Source organism: Pseudomonas sp. GW704-F2, assembly GCF_059423025.1.
The window spans coordinates 1-23953 of record NZ_JBWKXO010000031.1 but is presented as its reverse complement, the minus strand read 5'-3'; the positions used below and the strand labels follow the sequence as shown (position 1 = coordinate 23953).

At 59.1% G+C, this 23953-nt stretch carries 22 protein-coding genes and 4 pseudogenes; 8 read left to right on the top strand and 18 right to left on the bottom strand.

The window, feature by feature from the left end:
• Positions 1–122 precede the first annotated feature (122 nt).
• The 4 genes from AC07W0_RS22740 to AC07W0_RS22725 are packed head-to-tail and all read right to left on the bottom strand — an operon-like array spanning position 123 to position 5240.
• Positions 123–530, bottom strand: a complete 408-nt coding sequence (locus AC07W0_RS22740; RefSeq protein ID WP_102617800.1) for a coiled-coil domain-containing protein — start codon at positions 528–530, stop codon at positions 123–125.
• A complete protein-coding gene (locus tag AC07W0_RS22735; protein ID WP_102617799.1) occupies positions 527–2416 on the bottom strand; it encodes a site-specific integrase in 1890 nt (629 codons plus the stop codon). The genes AC07W0_RS22740 and AC07W0_RS22735 overlap by 4 nt, the downstream gene beginning before the upstream one ends.
• On the bottom strand, positions 2413–4089 hold the full coding sequence (locus AC07W0_RS22730; protein WP_102617798.1) for a site-specific integrase: 1677 nt from the start codon (positions 4087–4089) through the stop codon (positions 2413–2415). The genes AC07W0_RS22735 and AC07W0_RS22730 overlap by 4 nt, the downstream gene beginning before the upstream one ends.
• Positions 4089–5240, bottom strand: a complete 1152-nt coding sequence (locus tag AC07W0_RS22725; protein ID WP_102617797.1) for a tyrosine-type recombinase/integrase — start codon at positions 5238–5240, stop codon at positions 4089–4091. Before AC07W0_RS22725 ends, AC07W0_RS22730 begins: the two co-directional genes overlap by 1 nt.
• A gap of 105 nt (positions 5241–5345) precedes the next feature.
• Between AC07W0_RS22725 and AC07W0_RS22720 the strand changes: the two are divergent.
• The 4 genes and pseudogenes from AC07W0_RS22720 to AC07W0_RS22705 all read left to right on the top strand — a co-directional run.
• Positions 5346–5426: pseudogene (locus AC07W0_RS22720) on the top strand (Y-family DNA polymerase); the annotation flags it as partial.
• A 223-nt stretch (positions 5427–5649) separates the two neighbouring features.
• Positions 5650–5766 (top strand): annotated as a pseudogene (locus AC07W0_RS22715) (IS66 family transposase); the annotation flags it as partial.
• 578 nt (positions 5767–6344) lie between these two features.
• The gene (ltrA, locus tag AC07W0_RS22710) at positions 6345–8006 is read left to right on the top strand and encodes a group II intron reverse transcriptase/maturase (protein ID WP_024073359.1); all 1662 of its coding nucleotides are present in this window, start codon (positions 6345–6347) and stop codon (positions 8004–8006) included.
• A gap of 104 nt (positions 8007–8110) precedes the next feature.
• Positions 8111–8332 (top strand): annotated as a pseudogene (locus tag AC07W0_RS22705) (transposase domain-containing protein); the annotation flags it as partial.
• Between the two features lie 72 nt (positions 8333–8404).
• Here AC07W0_RS22705 and AC07W0_RS22700 read toward each other — a convergent pair.
• Positions 8405–10810, bottom strand: coding sequence for a cation-translocating P-type ATPase (locus tag AC07W0_RS22700; protein WP_102617796.1), 2406 nt, complete (start codon positions 10808–10810; stop codon positions 8405–8407).
• A 90-nt stretch (positions 10811–10900) separates the two neighbouring features.
• Here AC07W0_RS22700 and cadR point away from each other — a divergent pair, with 90 nt between their 5' ends.
• Positions 10901–11347, top strand: a complete 447-nt coding sequence (gene cadR / locus AC07W0_RS22695; RefSeq protein WP_482211658.1) for a Cd(II)/Pb(II)-responsive transcriptional regulator — start codon at positions 10901–10903, stop codon at positions 11345–11347.
• A 198-nt stretch (positions 11348–11545) separates the two neighbouring features.
• On the opposite strand, the gene AC07W0_RS22690 is transcribed toward cadR, so the two are convergent.
• The 8 genes from AC07W0_RS22690 to merT form a co-directional block, all read right to left on the bottom strand.
• Positions 11546–11758, bottom strand: coding sequence for a DUF3330 domain-containing protein (locus tag AC07W0_RS22690; RefSeq protein ID WP_019819731.1), 213 nt, complete (start codon positions 11756–11758; stop codon positions 11546–11548).
• 160 nt (positions 11759–11918) lie between these two features.
• The gene (gene merE / locus AC07W0_RS22685; RefSeq protein ID WP_019819729.1) at positions 11919–12155 is read right to left on the bottom strand and encodes a broad-spectrum mercury transporter MerE; all 237 of its coding nucleotides are present in this window, start codon (positions 12153–12155) and stop codon (positions 11919–11921) included.
• Entirely contained in the window at positions 12148–12510 is a 363-nt protein-coding gene (gene merD / locus AC07W0_RS22680; protein WP_102617795.1) for a mercuric resistance transcriptional repressor MerD, read from the bottom strand. Before merD ends, merE begins: the two co-directional genes overlap by 8 nt.
• Positions 12507–12926: a hypothetical protein gene (locus AC07W0_RS22675; protein ID WP_102617794.1), complete on the bottom strand. Its 420-nt coding sequence runs from the start codon at positions 12924–12926 to the stop codon at positions 12507–12509. Before AC07W0_RS22675 ends, merD begins: the two co-directional genes overlap by 4 nt.
• 20 nt (positions 12927–12946) lie before the next feature.
• Positions 12947–14629, bottom strand: a complete 1683-nt coding sequence (merA, locus tag AC07W0_RS22670) for a mercury(II) reductase (RefSeq protein WP_102617793.1) — start codon at positions 14627–14629, stop codon at positions 12947–12949.
• Between the two features lie 34 nt (positions 14630–14663).
• Positions 14664–15098 carry an organomercurial transporter MerC gene (gene merC, locus AC07W0_RS22665; RefSeq protein ID WP_019819717.1) on the bottom strand — a complete coding sequence of 145 codons (435 nt, stop codon included), beginning with the start codon at positions 15096–15098 and terminating at the stop codon, positions 14664–14666.
• 12 nt (positions 15099–15110) lie between these two features.
• Positions 15111–15389, bottom strand: a complete 279-nt coding sequence (gene merP, locus AC07W0_RS22660; protein ID WP_019819715.1) for a mercury resistance system periplasmic binding protein MerP — start codon at positions 15387–15389, stop codon at positions 15111–15113.
• A gap of 13 nt (positions 15390–15402) precedes the next feature.
• On the bottom strand, positions 15403–15753 hold the full coding sequence (merT, locus tag AC07W0_RS22655; protein WP_102617792.1) for a mercuric ion transporter MerT: 351 nt from the start codon (positions 15751–15753) through the stop codon (positions 15403–15405).
• Positions 15754–15824: 71 nt separating this feature from the next.
• Between merT and merR the strand changes: the two genes are divergently transcribed.
• Positions 15825–16244 (top strand): mercury resistance transcriptional regulator MerR, encoded by a 420-nt coding sequence (merR, locus tag AC07W0_RS22650; RefSeq protein ID WP_032860807.1) that lies wholly within the window; start codon positions 15825–15827, stop codon positions 16242–16244.
• Between the two features lie 201 nt (positions 16245–16445).
• On the opposite strand, the gene AC07W0_RS22645 is transcribed toward merR, so the two are convergent.
• From AC07W0_RS22645 to AC07W0_RS22625, 5 genes are all read right to left on the bottom strand, one after another.
• A complete protein-coding gene (locus AC07W0_RS22645; protein WP_010466038.1) occupies positions 16446–16652 on the bottom strand; it encodes a co-regulatory protein PtrA N-terminal domain-containing protein in 207 nt (68 codons plus the stop codon).
• Positions 16653–16814: 162 nt separating this feature from the next.
• Positions 16815–17786, bottom strand: a complete 972-nt coding sequence (locus AC07W0_RS22640) for an ExeA family protein (protein WP_099593675.1) — start codon at positions 17784–17786, stop codon at positions 16815–16817.
• Positions 17776–19413: a DDE-type integrase/transposase/recombinase gene (locus AC07W0_RS22635; RefSeq protein WP_207234900.1), complete on the bottom strand. Its 1638-nt coding sequence runs from the start codon at positions 19411–19413 to the stop codon at positions 17776–17778. The genes AC07W0_RS22640 and AC07W0_RS22635 overlap by 11 nt, the downstream gene beginning before the upstream one ends.
• Positions 19414–19417: 4 nt before the next feature.
• Positions 19418–19993, bottom strand: a complete 576-nt coding sequence (locus AC07W0_RS22630; RefSeq protein ID WP_102617790.1) for a recombinase family protein — start codon at positions 19991–19993, stop codon at positions 19418–19420.
• A gap of 904 nt (positions 19994–20897) precedes the next feature.
• Positions 20898–21419, bottom strand: a complete 522-nt coding sequence (locus AC07W0_RS22625; protein WP_102617789.1) for a hypothetical protein — start codon at positions 21417–21419, stop codon at positions 20898–20900.
• Positions 21420–21892: 473 nt separating this feature from the next.
• Between AC07W0_RS22625 and AC07W0_RS22620 the strand changes: the two are divergent.
• Together AC07W0_RS22620 and AC07W0_RS22615 are read left to right on the top strand one after the other, a co-directional pair.
• Positions 21893–22156, top strand: a pseudogene (locus AC07W0_RS22620) (DUF4113 domain-containing protein); the annotation flags it as partial.
• Positions 22157–22292: 136 nt separating this feature from the next.
• Positions 22293–23276 carry a DUF4113 domain-containing protein gene (locus AC07W0_RS22615; protein ID WP_256580865.1) on the top strand — a complete coding sequence of 328 codons (984 nt, stop codon included), beginning with the start codon at positions 22293–22295 and terminating at the stop codon, positions 23274–23276.
• Positions 23277–23953 lie beyond the last annotated feature (677 nt).

Sequence of the window (23953 nt, the reverse complement as noted above, 5' to 3'; positions counted from 1 at the left end):
CGAGCCGGCGACGTGAGCCGCTATCCTCTGGCCGATCCCGGCCGGCGGACAGCGCATAATTGACGGTGCCATTTGAGCATTATCAGTAGCGGGTTTAGAGAATGACTGCTATCGGGATTACGTCAGAATATGCACGCGGCCAGATCAACCACCTTGGAGTCGCTCTGCTTTGCCTTTAGAACTCGGTTCTCGGCTATCAAAACCTCGTTGATGGAGGCTAGGCTGGCGACCTTGGCGCGCAGCTCCTCGATCTCCTGGCGAAGCGCGCGATTCTTCTCACGCTCCGCGCGGAGATCCTGGTGCTTCACATCGCGTTGGGCGCGACTGGAGCGCCCCTGAGCATCGCGGATCGCCTCGGCGATTATGGGGTAGTGGTTGTGGATCAGCGCCGTCGAAACGCCCGCCTCGCGCGCCACAGCGGCGATAGTGACCTTGGTTTCCCCAGTATGTGCCCGACCACGCTGGATGCGGGCGAGCGCGAGTTGCAAATCCCGCTCGCGGGCGTCCGAGGGCTTGCGTTTGGTCGTCATACTACATTCGTCTCCGGGGTGTATCCAAGCTGCCCGAGCACGTCACGGCAGCGCTCCAGGTCGCGCAAGACTCGCTGGCGGCCACCGTCACCAATGTCGTTGCAATCCAGCAACCCCTTCAGGTTGTCGTAAAGACGCTGGTATATGCCAATGTGGCTGCGCCCAATCACGGCATTTTGACAGTCGCCGCAGCGAGTCCGCTCTAATGTGTTGCCGACGCAACCGTCGTTGCTGGCGGTACACCAGGCGTGGCCATTGCTGCGGATCGCGGTGCTCTCGGCAATTGAGGTCACCATCGATGCATGGCTCTTGAAGATGGCGAGGTTTGCCGGATCGCGCCGCCAGCGTTTGATCGAGCGACCGTAGCCGCCGGCCAACGGTTCGTCCCCCATCCAGGTGTCAACGACTCCGAACTTGATGTCTTCGAGTTCTGCCTGGATGTCGTTGTACAACTCGATGTCGAGGTGCTGGCCCCAGTCCTGGTCCATGGCGTAGCCCAGCGTCATGTCCATGGACCAGTGCGCGTAGTGCTCGCGCAGGTAGCGCAGGTCGCCGAACTGGCTGTGCGCCGCGTAGTTGGCGAATTTGCGGCGGAACTGATGGCTGGCGAGGTTCCAGTCCAGCCCACCGCCCTGCGCGAACGCCTTGAGGGCATTGTTCCATGCGATGCCCGACAGGGTGCGAACCTGATTGCCCTTTGCAGGGCTCACCCCGAGAAAGAGCGCATGGTGATGCTTATGCGCCTTGGCGATTTCTGGGTCGCGCGGGTTGACCCTTCGCCGCTCGGCGATCTCGGCGGCGATCATAGCCTGATACGGCTCGGCCCAGCGCTCCATCAGGCGCAACACGCGCACGGCGACCTCGGGGATCATCCAGTCGTGGACCCCGGTGTCGGTCTTATCCGACCTGGAACGCATCCAGTGATAGATCGTTCCCTCGTCGTCCTCGGTGCGGTGGTGCGCGCCCGACTGGACGTTGGCCAGTTCGTGGTTGCGGCAACCGGAGGTGCTGGCCAGCACGATGTAGCAGGCGGTTCGTAGATCAAGGATCGCCTGATTAAATGCCCCCAGGCCGCCTTCCCAGCCAAAAGCGGCGAGGTGGCGGTTTTTAGCCTCTATGACTGTTCTGGTAACCTGCCTTCTCCGTTCTGCTGCGACGGCATCGAGGGCATCGCGTAGATCGAGCAGGGCCTTGCCGTGCTGAACCTGCTCATAGGCTCTCTCGAACAGGGTGCAGAACACCTCATCCGGCATCAGCGGCGTTTTGCCGCCCTGCTTGCGAGCTGTGCCGCTGCCGGCCATCGCATTCGCCGAGGTATCAGGCCAGGGATGCTGAGGGACTGGGTCGTGGGTGTACTGGCTCAACTCATGAAGCGCCTCGACCGCCATGAAGCGACGCTCAAGGGCGCTCTGAGACAGCGGTTTACCCTGGCTTCGGCGCGTCTGCCGGTACGCCCGACACTCGGCAACGTAGTTCGCGCAGACCATGGGGGTCACCGCGCCGAAATGACCGAGCTTGAGCGCGTTTAGATGCCGTAGGAAGGGCAGCGCATTCTCAAAAAAATTGCGCAAAGTGCTCGCTCTGGGCCGCTTATGCCCCGCGCGGCCGCGCCGCAGGTAGCGGTACAGCAGGGCCTTCATCACCTCCTTAAACGCACAGGGCACGCGGCTGAAGTCCTGGTGCCGCAAGTTGTCTGGCACGTTGCTGGTAAAGCCGTCCAGTTGCCAAATGTCGTCGCCATAGCGGCTGAGGATGACCCAGTGCCCATCGACCTGGATGGCGCTCACGATGAGTGCGTCGCGGTCGCTCTCGGGTAGCTCGCGTACTTCCCCCGGCTGTGACTCGATGTTCGCCCAAGGCAGCGTGACCACGTTGTTGTCGCTCATGCAAAGATCTCCAGCTTCTCCACCACATCGGACGACCAGAACGGGTGCGGCTCGCGGCGCGCACGCTCGCGGGCGGCTTCGACGGCCGCCGGCTTGAAAGTCCCGCGCCGCAGCCCCTCGGCCACGATGTAGTCGTCAATCAATCGAGGAATGTGCGCGTATTCCTGCGCCCAACGCCGCTTGTCCATGCGCGTGCGCTCCGCGAATACACGGAAGTAGAAGCTGAATAGGCGGTGCAGATCTTCCCCCGTCACCGCGTAATGCTTGCAGCGCAGACAGTTGAGGAACGAGAAACACGCTGCCCCTTCACGTTTCGGTGCGTACTGGCCGTTTACCGGGTCGCCACAGCGCCCCATTGGGGTCGTCTGGTAGGTCGCGCCGATGCTGCGGGTCAGTAACTCTTGAACCAGTATCTCGCCCATGAACTGCCAGTTGCGCCTCGCGTCACCGCTAGGTGCCAGATAATTTCTCCCGGCCACCTGCGGCGTGTTGCCAAGCGCGAATGCCGTGGTCGCCAGGTCGCCCGCTAGCAACTCGAAAATTCGGTTGGCGAACGTTTTGCGTAGGCGAGAGACGTTGATGCGCAGCGGCTGGCCGTCGATATCGGTGAGCCCGTGGTCGGCCACGAGTTTCTTGATCGCCAGCTTCAACGTCCCGTCAGTCAGTGCATTGACCCTGCCGAGGCCTGGGCCGCGGTGCACGCGATACAGCCACACACGCTCCTTGAGGTCGTCCGGGGCCTCCGCGCGCAGCGGTTCGCTGTGGGCAAGGACGCGCCGGATCAGGCGCTCGACATTGGTCTTGACGGTTGGCGTGGACTCCAACAGGTGTGCAGCAGCGCTCTCGGCGCGCAGCGCCACCTTGTGGCTGGTGTGCCCGCGGCGCTTCCAAAGGACCAGGAATACGCTGTTATCCTTGGGGTGGGCGCGCAGGCAATCGCGCTCCATCTCCAGCAGCGGCGTGGAATTGCGCCCGGTGTGCAGCGCTACGGTCAGCAGGGCATAAGCCAACAACTCGCCGGTTACCGGGGCGTCGTCGTGCCAGATCGGCATGACCGCCTGCCTGAGCGCGGTGGTGAACGCCTGCCGCTGACGCTTCGGCAGCGGCGTTTCGCCCTTATGCTTGCCTCTGTTTGGGAACGGGTTTCGTGGGAAAGTCGCATCGTCCCCCGTGGTGACCAACGAAATCAGCCCACGCCGGCCCAACGCGTGAAGGACGGACTTCGTGCTGGTGTAGTGGCTCCTCTGACTAGGGGTGGTGATGCCCAGTCCGGCGAGGTGGCCAAGAAACCCGTCAATTACGGCGCGATCAATGTCGTCCAGGGTCAGCCCGCGCCTGAGCGCGGTTGCGCGCAGCACTATGTAGTTGAGGAAGTGACGTAAACCACCTTTACAGATGCTCGCTACGGAACTGGCCTCGAGCCCGCCGTCCTGCCGGGCCAGGAAGCGCTCAATCTGCCGCTGGCAAGCGTAGGTGATCGAATCGATGCCCGTGCCGTACCAGGGTGCGAAGTCGAAGCCCCGGGAGCGCGTGGCATTGCGCCCGAAGGCGACCGTAGTCGTGGCCGGCGGAATCGCCTCGGGGAGAACGACGACACGACCCGCCGAGTCGCGGTTGTGCTCGACCTGCGGGACGCTGAGGTCGGTCCTGTTGAATACCTTACGTTTGCCCATCAGACCGATCCCAACCCTTCGTTCAACTCATCGTCGTAGGCCAGAACCGCGTCGTCGGCCAGTTCGTTGACCAGGTGCAGGTACACCATCGTTGTCTGAATGGAGCTATGACCGAGCTGCCGCTGCACGAACACCAGCGGATCCACGCTGCCGCGGTTGCGCTGGAGCGTGACCAGGGTATGGGTGGCGTAGGTGTGGCGCAGCATGTGGGTATGGACCCTGATACCGGCCCGCTTGCCGATTTCCCGGACGATGCGCGCGATGCGCTTGCCATCATCGGCGAAGGGCTCACCAAACTGGTTCAGGAACAGCGGCTCGTGATTGGTACGGGTGCGGCTCAATGAGGCCCGCTCACCGCGAACCTGCACTACGTAGCGATGCAAATCGGCAAGGAAGCGGCGACTGATGTAGATGTCGCGCGGCTTGCTGCCCTTGGTGCGCATACCATGGCCATCGTGTGGATCGAGGTGAATCCGGATGTTGCGCTCGTGCCTACCGGCTTTATCCGGATCGAAGATGTAGGCAAGCGGGAAAGAGGCGATTTCCTCCCGGCGCAGTCCAGTCTGAAGCCCGAGCCGAATCATCATTCGGTGATGCGGATTTTCCTGCGTCGCCAGCAGCGCCTTGATCTCATCCATGCTCAGAAACTTCGGCAGCGCCCGATGCTTGCGCGGCATGATGTCGCTCACCATAGCCTTGCCGCCGCTGGCATCGACGTGGGCAAGGAAGCCGGGAGCGCGTTTGACCGTCCGTTCCTCATAGCCAAACGGCAGTCTGCTCACCCATCCCTGCTGCTGTGCATACTCGTAGAACTTGCACACATAGTGCAGCCGTTGACGGGTTGTTGATGGGGCCAACTTGCACTCCACCAGGCAGTAGTCCCGGTAGGCCGCTACGACACTCTTGGCCTCGCCACGGTCCACGTCGCGCCAGTCAAGGTCATGCGCCTGGAGGAAACTGAAAAAGTCGTACAGCGCACGCCCCGTGCTTGGCCATGACTTCCGTGACCCAATAGCTCCACGCAACAGGTAGTGGCGAAAGAATTCATTGGCGGGGACGCAACTGTCGAGCGTGTCCCAAAGCAGGATCGGAAAGCCTGGATAAGGACGACCGGCAATCACCAAATCCTCAGTAGCCCACACAAGCTCCATCAACCTACCCCCAACCGCTGACCTATCCCTATTGCTGCTAAAGCTATTTTTTAAATCATTGTTTATAAAGCTACTTAACTCCTAACCTTTAGCAAGCCCCGGAACAACAGCTTTTATGCAAGCTGCGAGCGTGTCTTCCGGCCCGACTTGGCCCGCGTTCCCATCGTAGTTCTAAGCAATAACGATCTGAGGGGGGGAAATCGTTAGTAAATCCTGTAGAGTCCGCGCCACCTTCTGAACCCCTCTGGAACAACAGTTTCCAGGCTTCATAAGGCCATCCATTGGAAGTGGTTTAGGGCAGCGGTATGAGGCTGGTATTCGCAACAAAAGACCTAGCATTAGCAGGTCGATCCTTTGAAAGCTTTCCCTGACTACTACATCCGCATCAGGTGGTCGTTTAGTTTGAGACCTTGTGCCTGAGGTATCGGCCATCGCCAAGGCGCTTGATTACCGCTTAAAGCACTGGATAGCGCTGACGCGCTATCTTGATGATGGTGCTGTACCCGTCGACAATAATTGGTGCGAAGTGCGACACGAAGTCGCTTAATGAAGTTGTTCCCCCTTGGTGGGAACCACCCGTGTCACCGGGTGAATCTAGAAGGCTGAATCAAGAGCGCCTTCGACAATGTTACGAGGCGCCGCAAGGTGCGGGGTACCAATCGTGAGAGGCGTACCCTTCTGGCAGCCATGGCCGGACAAGTGCTAGATAGTTGGTATGGTGAACACACGTGAATCTGCGCAACGATCGTTAAATTAAGCGAGCGGAAATGGCTTACACGCTCGAACCAAAATGGTAATGGAGGTGGGAACTGCGTCTTTCTACTACGCATTCGTGACCCACATGCCTCCCGGTCGATAGCAGGCACCTAACCCGACGCACTTCAGTAAGCGGAACGTGGAAATCCCGTATCGCTCCCGTCAGGGAAAGCCGTTTGTAAAAATTGCCCATGGCGGTGCGGGCGAAGGAACGAGGAAAAAGCGAACGCCGTCCTGTAATGGGTTGGATAGAGGTTGAAACATCACTTCACGCGAAAGCGGGCAGACGTCCTCATGGTCTCTCTTCACACGAGAGTAGGTAGAACCCTTTCAACGGAAGGAGAGCAAATGAACGCAGCAGCATTGGCGTGTGCACCTTCCGGCACGTCGTGGGACAGCATCGATTGGATCGCCGTACAACGTCGTGTCAGAGGGCTGCAAGCGCGTATTGTGAAGGCTGTACAAGATGGCAGACATAACAAGGTGAAAGCCCTGCAATGGCTGCTGACTCACTCGTTCAGTGGCAAGGCATTTGCTGTGAAACGGGTGTCTGAAAACAAAGGCAAAAATACCCCCGGCGTGGACAAGGTTACTTGGAATACGCCTAGGGCCAAGCTCGGCGCGATAGAGTCGTTGACGCGGCGAGGTTACTCGCCGCTCCCGCTTCGGAGAGTGCTTATTCCGAAGAAAAACGGCAAAACGAGACCTCTTGGAATTCCCGCGATGAAATGCCGGGCCATGCAGGCGCTTCATCTGCTGGCTCTGGAACCGATAGCGGAAACTACCGGCGACCCGAACTCTTATGGGTTCAGGCCGGAACGCTCAACTGCGGATGCCGTCGCACAGTGCTTTGGTGTGCTGTCACGAAAAGCAAACGCGGAATGGGTGTTAGAGGGCGACATTCAAGGCTGTTTCGACAATATCAGCCATGACTGGTTGATCGCCAACATTCCCATGGACAAGGCGATTTTGCAGAAATGGCTCCGGGCTGGTTATGTCTACCAAAAGCAGCTATTCCCCAGCCACGCCGGAACCCCGCAGGGAGGCATCATATCCCCGGGGTTGGCGAACATGACGCTGGATGGGTTGGAAGCGATGCTGGCGAAGAGATTTCCCAACGCGAAGTGGACAGCCCGAAAAATGCGCGTGGTGCGTTATGCAGATGATTTCATCATCACTGGTTGTTCGAAAGAATGGCTGGAGAATGAAGTCAGGCCCGCCGTGGTTGAATTTCTGGCAGAGCGTGGACTTGTCCTCTCTCCGGAAAAAACCAAGATAACGCACATAGGGGACGGGTTCGACTTCCTCGGATGGAACCTGCGCAAGTACAACGGCAAGCTCCTGATCAAGCCGTCCAAGGCGAACATCGGGGCTCTACTTGCCAAGCTGCGAGAGTTGATCAAGACCAACAAAACGATACGACAGGCTAACTTGATAGGTTTGCTCAACCCGGTTCTACGGGGCTGGGCGAACTATCACAGTCATGTCGTCGCCAAGAAGGTCTTCAACCAGGTGGACAGCGCAGTGTGGGAAATGCTCTGGCGATGGGCGGTACGTCGCCACCCTCGCAAGACACGCCGATGGGTGAAGGATCGGTATTTCAAAGTACAAGGGGCGCGCCGTTGGGTGTTCTCGTGTACTGAAAAATCCGCCGATGGTCGGAAGCGTCAGTACACGCTAGTAGACGCCTCAGACACACCGATTGTGCGACATATCAAGATTAAGGCTGCTGCCAACCCTCACGACCCTGCATGGGATGAGTACTTCGAGTCCCGCTGGGGCAAGAAGATGCTCACTTCCGTTAAAGGTCGAGCCAAGCTGTATCGGGTATGGGTGCAACAGGGCGGCAGGTGCTGCGCCTGCTTCAAGCCGGTGACCAAAGACACACCGTGGCACAGTCGCCATATTGTGAAGCTAGGTCATGGCGGGACGGACGCTGCGGCTAATCTTGAGATTTACCACCTGCGTTGCCCACGAGATGTGCAATTTGCCAATGTCGACGATGTATAACCGGGTGCCCAATGGCGCCTTAGCAGAGGCTTGAGCCGTGTGCTGGGAAACTCGCATGCACGGTTCTTAGGGGGTTGGACGCGGGCAACCGCGTCTGACTACCCGACAACCAGATCCGACCATGGGCCCTTGGACGCTCGTACTGGCTGTTCGCCGGCTCGCTACGCAGCGGCAAACGTGCGGCGGCGATCATGAGCTTTATCCAGTCGGCGCGGATCAACGGGCATGATCCACATGCATATTTGAAGGATGTGCTGACGGGTCTGCCGACACAGTGGGCGAGTGAGGTTGCGGAGTTGCTTCTGCATAAGTGGACGCCCGTCTAACCACGCAAGGTGTGTTGGGTGGACGCTTACCGATGTTCAGACCACCCCAGCCATAAAGTAAGAATTTCCAGCTCATTGGCGCAACAGCCTCAAGCCATTGCCAACGACGAGCAAGCTGGCCCCCATGTCCGCGAACACAGCCATCCACATGGTCGCGTGACCCGTGAAGGTGAGCGTCAAAAATACTGCCTTGATGCCAAGGGCCAGCACAATGTTTTGCATCAACACCTGCGCCGTTGCACGCGACAGACGCACGAAAGTCGGAATCTTGCACAGGTTGTCATCCATCAGGGCCACGTCGGCGGTCTCGATGGCGGTATCTGTGCCAGCCGCTCCCATGGCAAAGCCGATGTCCGCACGCGCCAAGGCCGGGGCATCGTTGATGCCATCACCGACCATGCCGACCTTGCCGATTTTGGCCAATTGCTCAACTTCGCTCAGTTTGTCCTCTGGGAGCAGGTTGCCTTGGGCACGGTCGATTCCAGCTTGTGCCGCAATGGCCTGTGCCGTATGGGGGTTGTCGCCAGTCAGCATCATGGTGTTGATGCCCAGTGCATGCAACTCGGCGATGGCGTTCCTGCTGCTGTCCTTGATGGTGTCCGCGACGGCGAATAAGGCATGTACCTCTTTTGCGCCTACCAACATCACGACGGTCTTGCCTACGGTTTCCAGCGCTGCGATGTGCTGTTCCAGCTCTGGCGTGCACTGTCCCAGCTCTTTGAGCATTCGGTGGTTGCCAAGATGGTAGGTCTCACCGTTGATTTGGCCTTGCACACCCCGACCAGGCAGCGCGCTGAACTCGGCCACTTCGAGTAAGACAATCGCATCAGTCTGCGCGGCCTGTGCCACCGCTTTGGATACAGGATGGTCGGAGCGGGCGGCCAAACTAGCAGCGATGCTGCGGCTGTCTACGGCGAGTGCATTGCCCCATGTGACAAAATCGGTCTGAGCCGGCTTGCCGTGCGTGATCGTGCCGGTCTTATCCAGAGCCAGCCAACGTAGCTTGTGGCCCTCTTCCAGATAGACCCCGCCCTTGATGAGAATGCCGTGGCGGGCGGCAGCGGCCAAGCCGCTGACAATGCTGACTGGCGTAGAAATCACCAGTGCGCACGGGCAGGCGACTACCAGCAGAACCAATGCTCGGTAAATCCAGTCGAGCCATGCCGCCCCCATGAACAGCGGCGGTAACAATGCGATGGCGATGGCAACACCGAACACTACGGGGGTGTACCAGCGGGCGAACTGATCGACAAAACGCTGGGTCGGCGCACGGCTCCCCTGAGCAGCCTCGACCGCGTGAATGATGCGCGCCAGTGTGGAGTTGCTGGCCACGGCGGTGACACGGTACTCGAATGAACCGGATTCGTTGATCGTGCCCGCGAACACCGGATCACCAGGGGACTTCTCGACCGGGAGGCTTTCGCCCGTGATCGGTGCTTGGTTGACTGTAGAGCGGCCTTCCAGCACCTCACCATCAAGGGCGATGCGCTCACCTGGCTTGACCCGGACGCGGTTGCCAATGGCGATTAGTTTTGCGCCGACCTCGCGCCATGTGCCATCCGCTTGTTGTACCGTGGCCTGTTCCGGGGTCAGGTCGAGCAGGCCACGAATGGCATTGCGAGCACGATCCAGCGACTTGGCCTCGATCACTTCGGCCAGAGCGAAGAGCACCATCACCATCGCCGCTTCGGGCCAGTGACCGATCAACATGGCACCTGTAACGGCAATCGACATCAGGGCGTTCATGTTGAGGTTACGGTTCTTGAGCGCGATCCAACCCTTCTTGTAGGTAGAAAGGCCGCCTGTGAAAACCGCGATGAGCGCCAGAACGACGACCGACCAATGATTGCCGTTGTGGAGCCAGTAGACCGCCTCTGCCGCTGATGCCGTTACCAAGGAGATGCCCAGCGGCCACCAGTTGGTTGGCGTGGTCACAGGGGAAGCAGATGGCGATGCAGATTCTGCCGTGTCCACTACCTGCGCCTCGAATCCGAGCGCTTGCAGTGCCGCGAGCACGTCTGGCAGAACCTGGTTCGCATGGCGTACCGACAGCGTGCGCTGCATCAGGTTGAAATCGAGATCCGCAACCCCGGCCACTGTGCCGAGTTTGTTGCGGATCAACGTTTCTTCGGTCGGGCAATCCATCTTGGTAATTGATAGTTTGGTCGTTTGTTCGGTCGATGCCTGATCTATGCGCACGGCTTGCATGCCGATTGCAGTCAGCCCCTGCTCAACGGGAGCCAGCGAAGGCAGTTCGTGCCGAACGACCAAAGTACGCTGCATCAGGTTGAATTCAAGACCAACCACACCTGTCAGTCCGGCCAGCTTGCTTCGGATCAGTGCCTCCTCCGTGGGGCAATCCATGTTCTCGATGCGATACACCGCTTGAGCCGATTCGGTTGGAAGCGGGGCTTGTGTTGTGGGTTGGATGATCGGCTCAGCCGAGCAGCCACAACCCTTTGAAGCGCATTCGCTCATGGGTAACTCCTGCAAGTCATCTATTCAGACTCCATTAAAATCTCTATAGTCACTATAGAGTCAAGTGATAAATGGGATTGATAAATGGAAATCAGAATTGGCGACCTCGCCAAGCGCTCTGGGTGCGAGGTCGTGACCATCCGTTACTACGAGAAGGAAGGACTACTGCCGAAGCCCGCGCGAAGCGGTGGCAACTTCCGGCTGTACGGTGATGCTCACATCGAGCGTTTGCAGTTCATCCGTCATTGCCGTTCGCTCGACATGACGTTGAGCGAAATTCGGGCATTGTTAGGACTGAGAGACTATCCGACGCAGGATTGTGGCGAGGTCAATGTGCTACTGGACAACCATATCCAGCAAGTGGAAGTGCGTGTGGAAGCATTGTTGCAGCTGAGGCAAAACTTGCTTGCTCTGCGCGGACAGTGTTCGGGTGCTCGACCTGTGCAGGCGTGCGGCATTTTGCTCGGGTTGGTCAATTGCAGTTGCAATTTGGAAAGTGCCGCCAACAGTCAAACATCTGAACAAGCCAAGACCTAGCTGTAACGGCTCGCGTTTGAAATCGGCCGCGCTCGCAATCAATGCGATTCCCGGCTCAGATTAACTGCAACTGACGGAGCAGCCGGGCTCACATTCACTGCGAGTGAGCTTGCATTCAGATGCGTCGGCTTGCATTCCATCATCGTGGGCTCACGCTTTCTGCAATTAACCAGAGCCACTTTCCAGAGGCAAAGCGAATTAGTCGTCGTGACGGGTACTGACCTTTTGTGTGCAGGGGCTATCAGGCTCGAATGCCGCCCTCTTATCCGCGCGAGACATAAAGCGTTGATAGCACTCCAGGCCACAGAAGTGCACGACGTACTCGGAACCTTCCGGCGTAAGCGCGGCGTCAAGGGGAATGTCCTTGCAACATTCGCAGCAGCTGATGGTAGGGGTGTTGTTTGCGTTCATGATGGGGTTCCTCCGTCGTCCAAGAAAACCTAGTAACGCTTCCGCACCCGTGATCGAACCTGTGCGCAGATCGACCTGCGGCCGGTAGTGCAGAAGAATTCCCGGCGCTCCCAACTCTGCCGCAACTCGGCAGCGGAGACCGCGCAGTGGTCTGAGCGGATCACGGCCGCTCCCGAAAGGCCCGCAGTGCCGCTCTCAGGAAGAGGATGAAGAGAACCGCCAGCACGAGCGCAGCGAGGCTCCAATGTTCGCTGACGAAGGCCCCGGCCGCAGTCCCCGAAAGCAGCAATGCCAGCACCGGCAAATGGCAGGGGCAAGTGAGCGCGGCGAGCGCACCCCACGTGTAGGCGCGCCAGCGGGGTATCTTGATTGATTCGGATTGGTTGGTGTTACGCATGGGCGTGACCTTCGACGGCGCAATGGGTCAGCCCGGCCAACTCCGTTTTCACTGCGGCTAAAGCCGCCTGCCGTGTCGTGATTTGCCGAAGCAAGCGCTCGATACACCCGATCACATCGGTACTATCGTGCGCATCGAGCGCTCGACAGAGCCGCGCCAATTCGTCGAGCCCGATACCGGACTCGAAGGCGGCACGCACGAAGCACAGCCGCGCCAGGGACCGCTCATCGAAAATGCCGTAACCGCTTTCCGTGCGCCGCGCGGGGTGCAGCAAGCCGCGCAGCACATAATCTCGGACTATATGGACACTAACGCCCGCGTCCTCGGCCAATCTGGATATGGAGTAGGCATTCATCGCCGACACTCCCGATCTTCACCGCAAACTGGGGCGCTCAGATATTTCCTTCCGGCTAGGCGCTCAGGTAGCCAGATGAGCAACGGTGCAGCACCCAGAGCCAGTAGCAGCCACAGCCTGGAGAGATGCTCGCCGTTTTGGTCAAACACATAAGCCAGTAGCGCACCAACCGCGAGCAACAGGAAGTAAGGCCCCGTGATGTAGCAGTGAAGGCGGCGACAACGCGTGGCGTTGACCAGGCAGGCGCCGCCCATCACGGCCAGCGCGGCGCCCGCTACCAGGAACAACGCGGGGCGTCGATCTGACAGAACAATCGCTATCGTCGCCACGACGGCAGGCAGCCCCCAGAAGCTGACCACCTGCCATGTCTTGCGTAGGCTGTCGCACCTACCGAGATCGCCTGCCGTGTTGCTCATGTTTCAACCTCGCTCTCTCATTACCCTGCGCAGCAGGACAATTGTTTGACGTCCTTGTTAAAGGTCTGTGCGGCGAGCTTCAGCCCCTCGACCATCGTCAGGTAGGGGAACAACTGATCGGCCAGTTCCTGCACCGTCATCCGGGCGCGGATGGCAATGGCGGCGGTCTGGATGATTTCGCCCGCTTCCGGAGTCACCGCCTGCACACCCAGCAGCCGGCCGGAGCCCGCTTCGGCGACCAACTTGATGAAACCCCGCGTGTCGAAGTTGGCCAGCGCGCGCGGCACGTTGTCCAGGGTCAAGGTGCGGCTGTCGGTTTCGATCCCGGCGTGGTGCGCTTCGGCTTCGCTGTAGCCGACGGTGGCCACTTGCGGATCGGTGAACACCACGGCCGGCATGACGTCGAGATTGAGCTTTGCCTCGCCGCCGGTCATGTTGATTGCCGCGCGGGTGCCAGCAGCCGCCGCCACATAGACGAACTGCGGCTGGTCGGTGCAGTCGCCGGCCGCATAGATATCCGCTGCGCTGGTGCGCATGCCCTGATCAATCCGGATTCCACCGCGCTCGTCCAGCTTCACGCCGGCGCCGTCCAGATTCATGCCCTGGGTGTTCGGCAAGCGCCCGGTGGCAATGAGCAGTTGGTCGGCACGTAACTCACCATGGTTGGTGGTCAGTACGAACTCGCCGTTGGCGTGGGACACCTGGCTGGCTTGCGTTTGCTCCAGCACTTCGATGCCCTCCATACGGAAGACCTCCGTCACCGCCGCGCCGATGGCCGGGTCTTCACGGAAGAACATCGCACTGCGTGCCAGGATCGTGACCTCGCTACCCAGCCGGGCGAAGGCCTGCGCCAGTTCCACCGCCACTACGGAGGCGCCGATCACGGCGAGCCGCTTAGGGATTGTATCGCTCGCCAGCGCCTCGTCCGAGGTCCAGTACGGCGTGTCTTTCAGCCCTGGAATCGGCGGAACGGCAGCGCTTGCGCCGGTGGCGACCAGGCAGCGGTCGAAGGCTACGATGCGCTCGCCACCCTCGGCCAGTTCCACGCTGAGCGTGTGGCCGTCCTGGAAACGGGCGGTGCCACGCAGCACGCTGATGGCTGGGGTGCTCTCCAGAATACCTTCGTATTTGGCGTGGCGCAGTTCGTCGACACGGCCTTGCTGCTGCGCGAGCAGTCGCTCGCGCAGGACCGTCGGCGTCGTGGCGGACAATCCAGTATCGAACGGACTCTCGCGGCGCAGATGGGCCACATGCGCGGCACGAATCATGATCTTGGAGGGCACGCAGCCCACGTTGACGCAGGTGCCGCCGATGAGACCGCGCTCGATGAGGGTAACGCGGGCACCGCCTTCCACCGCCTTGAGCGCGGCCGCCATCGCCGCGCCACCGCTGCCGATGACCGCAATGTGGAGCCTACCGTCTTCTTTCCCGGCGCCAGTGCTGCCGCTCAACCAGCCCCGCGCCTTGTCGAGCAGGCCAGGACGGGCTTGTATCGTGGAATCTTCGAACGCCGCTCGATACCCCAGAGCCTCGACGGCGGCCTGCATTTGCTCTCGGCTTACGCCCTCGTCGGCCTTCAATTCGGCTTTGCCGCTGGCATAGGAGACATCCGCCCGGTGCACACCGGGAATTTGCTCCAAGGCCTCTCTGACATGCTCGGCACAGGAGGCGCAGGTCATACCGCGGATTCGTAAGGTGGTCATATTCTTTGTTTCCTCGGAGGGGTTAGTGGCGGTATCACGGTTTTGGCGGCGTCGGACAGGCATTCGGTACGCAACGGCGGTGAGCGGGCGACACCAGATCCCAGATGGACACCCCAAACATGAGAGCCAGGCCGATGTAGAGCAACCAGCCACTCCGCCAGCCGTGAGCCAGCATCAAAAACACCGCTGCCAGCACCAGAACAGGGCCGATCAGACTGAGCGCAGTCCGTCGCCACTGCCGATGATTGAGCCAGCCAAGGGCATTAACGAGCAGAGCCAGTCCAGCAAAAAGAGGCAGCAGCGTGGTGATGAACAGGCCTTCCCACTGGCTCAAAAAGCCCAGACCGATCGCGGCCCCCAGGCTGGCAAGGGCGGGAAAACACGAGGCGCAACCTATGGCGGAAACCAGCACGCCAACAGAACCGGCTTTGTCACCGATCCGCGTGAACAGATTGAAAGAATTTGCCATTGGAATGCCCGCCTATTGCTTGACGCTGGACGGGTAGCCGGCGTCCTCAGTCGCCTTGGTCAGCGCCGGGGCATTGGTCTTGGTATCGTCGAAGGTGACGGTGGCCTCGCGGTTCTCGAAGCTCACCTCAGCCTTGGTCACGCCATCGACCTTGGTCAACGCCTTCTTCACCGTAATCGGGCAGGCGGCGCAGGTCATGCCGGGCACCGACAGGGTAACGGTCTGGATGGCCGCCCAGACAGGTGTGGCGACGAGAGTGGCAAGGGCGAAGGATGCGAGCAGTTTTTTCATGGCGAACTCCTGATCAGTAGAACAAGGGAAGGATGTAGGGGAAGCCGAGCGCGACCAGCGCCAATGCCGTCACCACCCAGAAGAGCAGCTTGTAGGTGGTGCGTACCTGAGGGATGGCGCAGGCTTCGCCCGGTTTACAAGCTTGTTGCGGTCGAAAAATGCGCCGGTAGGCAAAAAACAGCGCGATCAACGCCCCACCGATAAAGATCGGGCGGTAAGGTTCCAGCACGGTCAGGTTGCCGATCCAGGCCCCGCTGAATCCCAGTGCGATCAGTACCAACGGCCCAAGACAGCAAGTCGAGGCGAGAATCGCAGCAAGCGCCCCGGCAACAAGAGGGGCGCGCCCGTTTGATGGTTCAGACATGCATTTCTCCTTTCGAGCATTTGATCGATGGTTTAAGGTTAATCCCGTAGTCATGTACGGAATCAAGCGGTATGAAAAACAATGTGGAAAGCCTGACCATCGGCGCCTTCGCCAAGGCGGCCGGGGTCAACGTGGAAACCATCCGGTTCTATCAACGCAAGGAGCTGTTGCCCGAACCGGACAAGCCCTACGGCAGCATTCGCCGCTACGGCGTGGCGGATGTCGCCCGGGTGAAATTCGTAAAATCCGCGCAACGGCTGGGCTTTAGCCTCGAAGAAGTGGCCGGGCTATTGAGGCTGGATGACGGCGCTCACTGTGATGAAGCGCGCGTGCTCGCCGAGCAGAAGCTCGAGGACGTGCGCGGCAAGCTCGCAGATCTGCGACGGATCGAGTCAGTTTTGGAGCAACTGGTTCACGACTGTTGTGCGAGCCACGGGACTGTCTCCTGTCCGCTGATCGTTTCGCTGCATAGGAACAAAGAGCCGCGCTGACCTACGATCAGCAGTTTCGTAAGGCACCCCTGTTTGTCGGCTGGAGCTTAAAAAAAAGCGGCGCTCAATGAGCACCGCTGAATGGCCAAAGGAGCACTTGCAGAGGCCACAGATGGGTAATCTGACATTTACGCTCACGCCTTATCAGGACAAACTCACGCTGAGTCTGGTCGAGCGGAGCGTGGAGCGGTCGCTCATGTACTACCTTGCAGGTGAACAGGCGGGCTGCTCTTCGACACGGCTAGCCGCCGTGGCCCCTCGTTGCTCAATCTTCACCACCAAGGCCGCCTCAGCCTTGTCGTGCATAGAAGCGGCCCGCTCAATCGAACGATCGCTCCCGCCCTCGGCCCATATGGTGGATGACAGCAGAGTCGAACCAACTATCAGCAGCAGTCTTAGGTATTTCATAACAGCCTCCTCTCGGGTTTTCTACCCACGAGTCGACTCTATCTCCGTAGTTAAGTACGGAATCAAGCAGAGGATAGAGTTGGAGTACCTGGACTATTGCGCTGAGAGGAGATGGCAGGGCTTAAGTGCACTTTCTGTTCCGTTGCTCCTCAGCCCCCAGACTCAGATCGGCAACCCCGCTGCCAGCATCTTGTCCCGCAGCTCAGCGGCGCGCGCCGGATCGAGCGCGTTGCTAAACAGCGCCTTGATCTCATTGGGTCTGGCGTCGAACTGATCTACCAGATCCTTGATGCGGTAACCGTGGCGCGTCAGGGTCGGTTCCAGATCATCCAGTTGACGCGACAGCACTGATTCCACCAGCTCCGCCGAGACCGGTTTCTCGCCAGTCAGGTAGCCGGCTTCCAATGCCATGCTGAGGTGCAGTTGGATTTGCAATGGTGTGCGCAGCTTGGTGGCGAGCAGGTCGATGGCGTCTTCACTCAGGATCGACTCGGGTTCGACCTTCCCCGCAGTGCAGGTTTCCAGCAGCCAGTGGATGTACTCGCGCTGACTGCCGGCGATGCCGTCGAGCGAGAAAATATCTGTGCGGTAGCCGATTTCCTCCATCGTCGGGCGGCGCAGGTCGTTACGCAGCTTGGGATGCCCGGCCAGCACCACCGACAATCGGCCGTCGCCGTCCTCGACCAGTTCCATCAGGCGCTTAAGGCCGGTCAGCGTATGGCCGTTGAGGTCATGTGCCTCATCGACGAACAGGGCCACCGGGCGCTTATTCTTCCTCACCAGCTCGCGCAGGTCACGCTCACGTTTTTCGCCCTGGGTCGGGATGCGTACCTGCTTTTCGGAGGAGAGGTCGTAGAAGAGCGCGGCGATGAAGGTGGCCAGTTTGATGCTGTGCTTCTCGATGGCTAGCGACTTGGAGACCGTGATCTTCTTTTCCTCTTCCATCGCTTGCTGAAGCCGGCGCAGCATCACGGTCTTGCCACTGCCTATGACGCCGCACAGTGCGATCAGGCGCCCCTCGAAGATCGCCCCCTTGATGTCCTTGATCAACTGCTGATGGTGGGCGGTCTCAAAGTAGCCGGCCTGGTTCAGCGGCAACGTCAGTCCGTAGTGCTGCATCACTTCAACCCGCATGTTCTTCTCCTGCTTTCTTGTGGCGGAAGTAGCCCCGAACGCGCTCCAACACGATGCGGCGCGTCAGGGTTTCGCTCAGCATCTGGTGGATGAATGCCTGATCTTCGGGTGAGAGCTTAGCCAACGGCTGCGCCAGATCATCGGCAATGGCGAGCTTGGCTGCGATGACGCTGGGAAACCGGTATTCATGCGCCTCGGCATCGAAGGGTTGGCGCGGCAGTGCCATGGGAGCTGCGGGAGGTGTCAGCCGCACATCGTCGCCGGCCAATGCGGCGATGGGTAGACCAAGCTGGTCAGCCAGCGAGCGGATGCGCTCGGATCGTTCATCGGCCTTGCCGCGTTTGAATGCGCGGTAGCGATGCAGTGGAATTGGCCCGGAGACTGGGTAATAAGGCCCGAAGCGCTCCCCCTCGAACTCGGCATAGAGCTCACCATCGAACAAGCCCCAAAGCAACACTACGGACTCACCGGCCATGTCGGGCTCCACCTCGTAGGCCGTGCCGTCGATGGTGACTCGCGCATCGACGCCGACCTTGCGTCGTTCGGGCTCGCGGGCGAACCGGCAGAACTGCTCCCAGGTGCACATTTCGCGCAGGCCCTCGGCGGGCAGGTTAGCCAGCCAGTCCTCGATCCGCGAATGCGGCTCGGAACGATGGCCCTGTGCGTTGTAGGTGCGCACCAGATAACGCATCAACCACTCGTTGGCCTGCGCTTCGGTTTCAGGCTTGTGGAAGTGATACAGCGTCTCGTGGGCTTCCTTCACCGTGCGGAAAGGGCGCTCCACCTTGCCTTTGGAGCGGGCTGTGGTACGGGTGCCATCCTTGCCGGCCGGGATGTGTGTCTGCCACTCGATGCCCAGCGCCTGCATGACGTTCTGGAAGACGCGGCGCTTGGTCACCGGGCCATTGTCCAGGTAGATCATCTTGGGGCGGCCTTGGAACGGAAAGGTGGGGTCAGCCTTCGGCGCCATGGCGTTAAACAGAAAGCGCAGCGCCGACTCTGCGTCCTCGCCGTATACGCAGTGGTATTCCTGATAGGCCACACCACTGCGATCATCCACCACGCTGAACAGCATCAGCGTTGGCTCACCTCTGGCCGGGTCGATCCAGTCCGGTTTATCGATGTGTTTGAGGTCAGAGGGCGACAGGTCGAACTGCCAGCAGTCATTGCTGTGTGCCGCCTGAAAGCGCGTCGCGGGCGGCTGCCGCAACAACCGCGGTTGATCCAGTCGCCACAAGGATAGGTAGCGGTTGACGGTTGGTCGGCTGAGTACACCCTTAGGCGCCTTGACCAACCCTTGCACGGTCTCCACCCCATAGTCTTCCAGCAACTCGATGGCGCGGCGGGTAGACAGGTGCCGCCCTTGCTTGTTGGTGGTGCGCAGTTTCAGCGCTGCAATCAGCTCGCAGTAGCGTTCCAGCTCGGCCTGCTGCAACACGCGCGGTTTACCGTGATCGGCCCGGTGGGCCGCGTGGGGTTTATGGATGAAGTTCAGCGCCCGGTACACAGTGCTCGGGGACACGCCATACAACTCAGCTATCGCAGTCACCTGGGCGGCCCGTTCCGGGCTTTTCTTCGGCAGACGGTCGAGCCGCTGCCGCAACTGCATCAGCGAATCGGTTGGGATGGCCTTACGCTGCCCGCTGGGCATTGCGTTCGGCCTCGGTCAGATAGTTGTAGAGCGTCGAGCGGCCAATGCCCATCATACGGCAGATTTCCGCCACGGTGTGTTTCCGCTCGTGATAGAGACGCAAGGCGAGTTCTTGCTTGGCCGGATCGAGCCGTTTCTTGCGCCCACCCTTGCGGCCACGGGCCCGCGCAGCGGATAGGCCGGCTTGGGTGCGCTCGCGAATCAGGTTGCGCTCGAACTCGGCCAAGGCGCCGAATAGGTGAAATACCAGACGGCCTCCAATCGAGGCGGTATCGATGTTTTCTTGCAAGCTGCGCAAGCCGACGCTGGCGGCGTCCAGTTGCTCGACCAGTCGGATCAGATCCTTCAGCGAGCGGCCGAGGCGATCCAGGCGCCAGATCACCAAGGTGTCGCCACGGCGTAGCGTGGACAGCAAGGCGGTCAAACCAACCCGCTCGGCCTTGGCTCCGCTGGCTGTATCCTCGAACACGCGCTCGCAGCCAGCCTTCGCCAGAGCGTCGCGTTGCAGATCGAGAAGTTGGTCGTCGGTCGAGACACGGGCGTATCCAATCAACATGGCTTTGTCCAACTATTCAGTGAGAGTCCAGTGTAGTCGGATATTGAAAGCTGGAGACTGTAGCTGGATGTCAGCAATGCGGGTTTGCGCGAGGGTTGCCTGCTGAGAGACGGCCGTCCAACAAACCCTGGTTTATTGGACGGTCTGAGCGAGGGGCGTTCAGTTGCAGAAAGCGTGAGCCCATTGAGATTAAATGCAAGCCGGCGCGGCTGAATGCAAGCTCGCTCGCAGCTAATGTGAGCCCGAGGGCTTCGTCAGCCGCAGTTAATCTGAGCTGTAAATTGCATCGATTGCGAGCCCGGCCGTTTTCAAACGCGAGCCGTTACACCTAGCGTGCTTTTTCCGCTTTCTGAGAAGCCCCTACCAGATGGCCACATTGAAGAGCACAAGTCTGTCATGGAGTCGCTGACCAGGACATCATGGCTGCCTTCGACAAGGCCCGTCGCTAGCCTCTCAGAAACGTAGCGTACGATTTTTCCAAATGCTGCGGGCTCCCCAGATAGTGGGCGCTCACCGAGCAACAGCGTCCCTCCTGCCCTAAGTAATCGATTGGTTTTTTCTCGTTGCGAGTATTAATCAATCAGGTCGTTTTATCGATGCTCAAGCGCAGCGCTCCATGCGGTCTGAGGTCATGAAGGTTGGTTGTGCTATCGATAACACCATCAGCTAGTAGGCCAAAGCGATTATTTGTTCAGGCCTGCTGCGGCAACAGCCTCTCGGCATCCAGCCGCAACAAAGCCCCAGGCACATTGGGATAGAGCAACCTCCAGTGCCAACTGACGGCCATTAGCACCATAGAGGCCCTACCGAGTCAGCCACAAGCCATAGGTGAAAGGGCAAAGATTAGGAGTACGTCCCGAATTAACCGACTACGCACTCCACGATCAAAAAAGCGAGCAAATACCTACTGTCCAGGCTTGGCCGGTGGCTGCCCCTGCATATAGTTTTGATGCCACATCATGTGATCCATCATCATCTGTTGCATTCCCGTGTACCTGTCCATCATGTACTGGCGTTGACTCTTTTGCTCCGGGGTCAAATTCGAGTAGTCCTGCCACCCCATCATGCGGCCCCCCATCATGCCACCTCCCATCATGTGGCCTCCCATCATGCCACCACCTCCACAGCATCCCATCATTCCCGGCCCCCACATACCGTTCATCATGCTCATTCCATTTTGCATCGTATTCCAATGCTCCTGAAGGAGCTTCTGCCGTTGCTGGGGATCTTGGGTCTGCTGAATTTTCTCCATCTGTGCCTGCATCTTCTGAAAGGTATCTTGCGCCTGAGTCATCTGCTTATCGAACTCGGCAACATTCGGAGTTTGTTGCTGCGTTTGTGTCACTTGAGATTGATCTGCCGCTAACGTCCATATGGGGGTTAACGATGCGGCAAGGAAGAGGACGGCCAATTTGGTATTTTTCATTTCGAGCTGCCTTTGTGGGGGGGCCGAATCAAAATCTAATGTGTCAACCGATTGCGGTGCTTGGGTTCAACCGTATTCGCCCAAATTATAGACTTTGGCATGACAATCGCCTGCTAACACTCAATGATTAGCAGAACTACCCAAATCGACCTTGACATATGTCAAGGCTGAGATGCTTCTCCCAATTCCTCTGTTTGCGCCGGGCACCTAGCAAAGAATCCGTTGCGAACAGGCACTGCTCACCGATGAACACTCGACGATGCCCACCAGCTTCCCACGTCACCACAAACGGCAGCATCCCCCGTAACCATGACCAGTAGAAAGGCCGTGACCATCCGATCTGCACAGACAACGCACATGAATGTGCTCAATGCAAAGTGGTCATGACCGATGCAAATGGCTGGTCAAGTCGAACGCAAATAGGTGGCCAGGTGAATGACGGTGTGGTGACTTGGGCGTCCGTTTAACTACGCAAGGCGGAGATACTGCTGATGGATCTGCGGCAGCCTAACGAATTCACCGGCGACCTATTCGCGCCATCACAGCCAGAGGCAAGCGGGCGAGTGATGAATGTTTTGGATGAGATAAATGCCAAGTGGGGGCGAGGTACATTGCGGACTGCCAGCGTCCCTGTATCACCTGAATGGGGTATGAGGAGAGAGCTTAAGAGCCCCAGTTATACAACCAGGTTGGATGAGCTTTGGACTATTGGAGCGGGCTCATCTTGGTCACGCTAGCTTTCGTCGCCACAAAATTCGCGTATTTGCCATGGACACCACGTGATCCATTTCTGTGAAAAATGCGTGTGGTCTATGGACATCGGACACCTGATCTAAACCCTTACAAATATTCATTGAAACCGATGTCCATGGGTTGACATCTTTCCTTTACATCGACGAAGCCTTTGCAGACCTGACCGGCATCGACGGCCGGGATGCCCTCGGTCGGAAGATCCGCAGCCTGGTACTGCGCTGCACAGGCATCCCTGTTGGGGTGGGGATCGCCCACACCAAAACCCTGGCAAAGCTGGCAAATCACACCGCCAAACGGCTTCAGGTGGCAACCGGCGGTGTGGTCGATATCTGCGACCCGTTCAAGCGTGACTGGGTTCTGCGCAACACCGACGTGTCCGAGGTCTGGGGCGTCGGTCGCAAGATGAAACTTCACCTGGACGCCATGGGGATCAAGACCGCGATGGACCTGGCGAAGGCCGACCCATGGACGCTACGCAAGAAGTTCAGCGTGGTGATCGAGAAGACCGCCCGGGAGCTGAGCGGTACGCCGTGCCTGGAGCTGGACGAGCCGGACCCGCCGAAGCAGGAGATTTGCTGTAGCCGGATGTTTGGCAAGCGGCTCACGGAGCTGGCACCCATCAAGGAGGCGGTGGCCACCTACATGATGCGCGCCTCGGAAAAGCTCAGGGCACAGAAGTCGCTGTGCAAGAAGATCCGCGTCAGCATCCGCACCGGCATGTTCAACCCCGAGGAGGCGAAGTACGCCAATGGTGTACTGATTGACCTCCCGTATCCCACCGATGATGTACGGCTGCTGACCAAGGCGGCGGTGGACGCGCTCGACCGAGTGTTCCGGCCAGGTTTCAAGTACAGCAAGGCCGAGGTGTTATTGATGAATCTCTGTCAACAGGGGGAGTACACCGACGATCTATTTGCCACTTCCCAACCTGCCGACGCCACGAAGCTGATGGCGGTGTTGGACCAGGTCAACGGTCGATGGGGTAGGGGGACGCTTCGCTCAGCCAGTGTGCCCCTCAACCCGGACTGGGGAATGCGACGAGACATGATGAGCCAGAGCTACACCACCAAGCTGGACCAGCTTTGGCAGGTGCACTGTAGGTGAACTGATGCCTGCACCAGCCGCCCATTGAGGCGGCTTTTTTCGCCCGAAGGAAGCGCACCGAAATGGGGCGAAATGCGCTGGCAATGGCGTGCTTCACACCTGGCGCGCGCCGTCGTCCCCCCACCTCGCCTGCGGCCTAAATGGGTCATTTTTTCCGCGGACTTGCGGGCCGCTTACGACGGCGCAGGCCGGGCGTTTGCTTGGCGTTTTAGAGGGGGCAAAAACCTGCGAAACCCTGCGAAGGTGTATGTTTTTCGCAACGCTTAGAAGAACGCACAGATAGCTGAATTCAGAGGTGCCTCGGGAAAAAGGTTAGTTTTTTTTAAGGGGGGGTGATGTGACTTGGTAGGCCCGTGTTTGTTGGGCTTGAGACCTAACTTTGAGGGGTTAGATTAGGTTAGGTTAAAGGTTAGTAACTCATAAGTTACTATTTTTGAAGGGATTAATTTATTGAATATTTAACACTAATAAAGGTTAGTAAATAACCAGACCTAACCAAAAAGCTAACCTTGCCAACCCTTTGAAAAGCCATAACAAACAAGCCTTCCAGAGCACCTAGCAAAAAACTTACCCTCCTAACCTCTTTCCCGTGGGTCAACATGTAGTGGTCAACTAATCCCGGACACGACGTTAAGTTTTTTCTCGGCCTGAGCCGGTGGCAGCCCACCATTAAATTG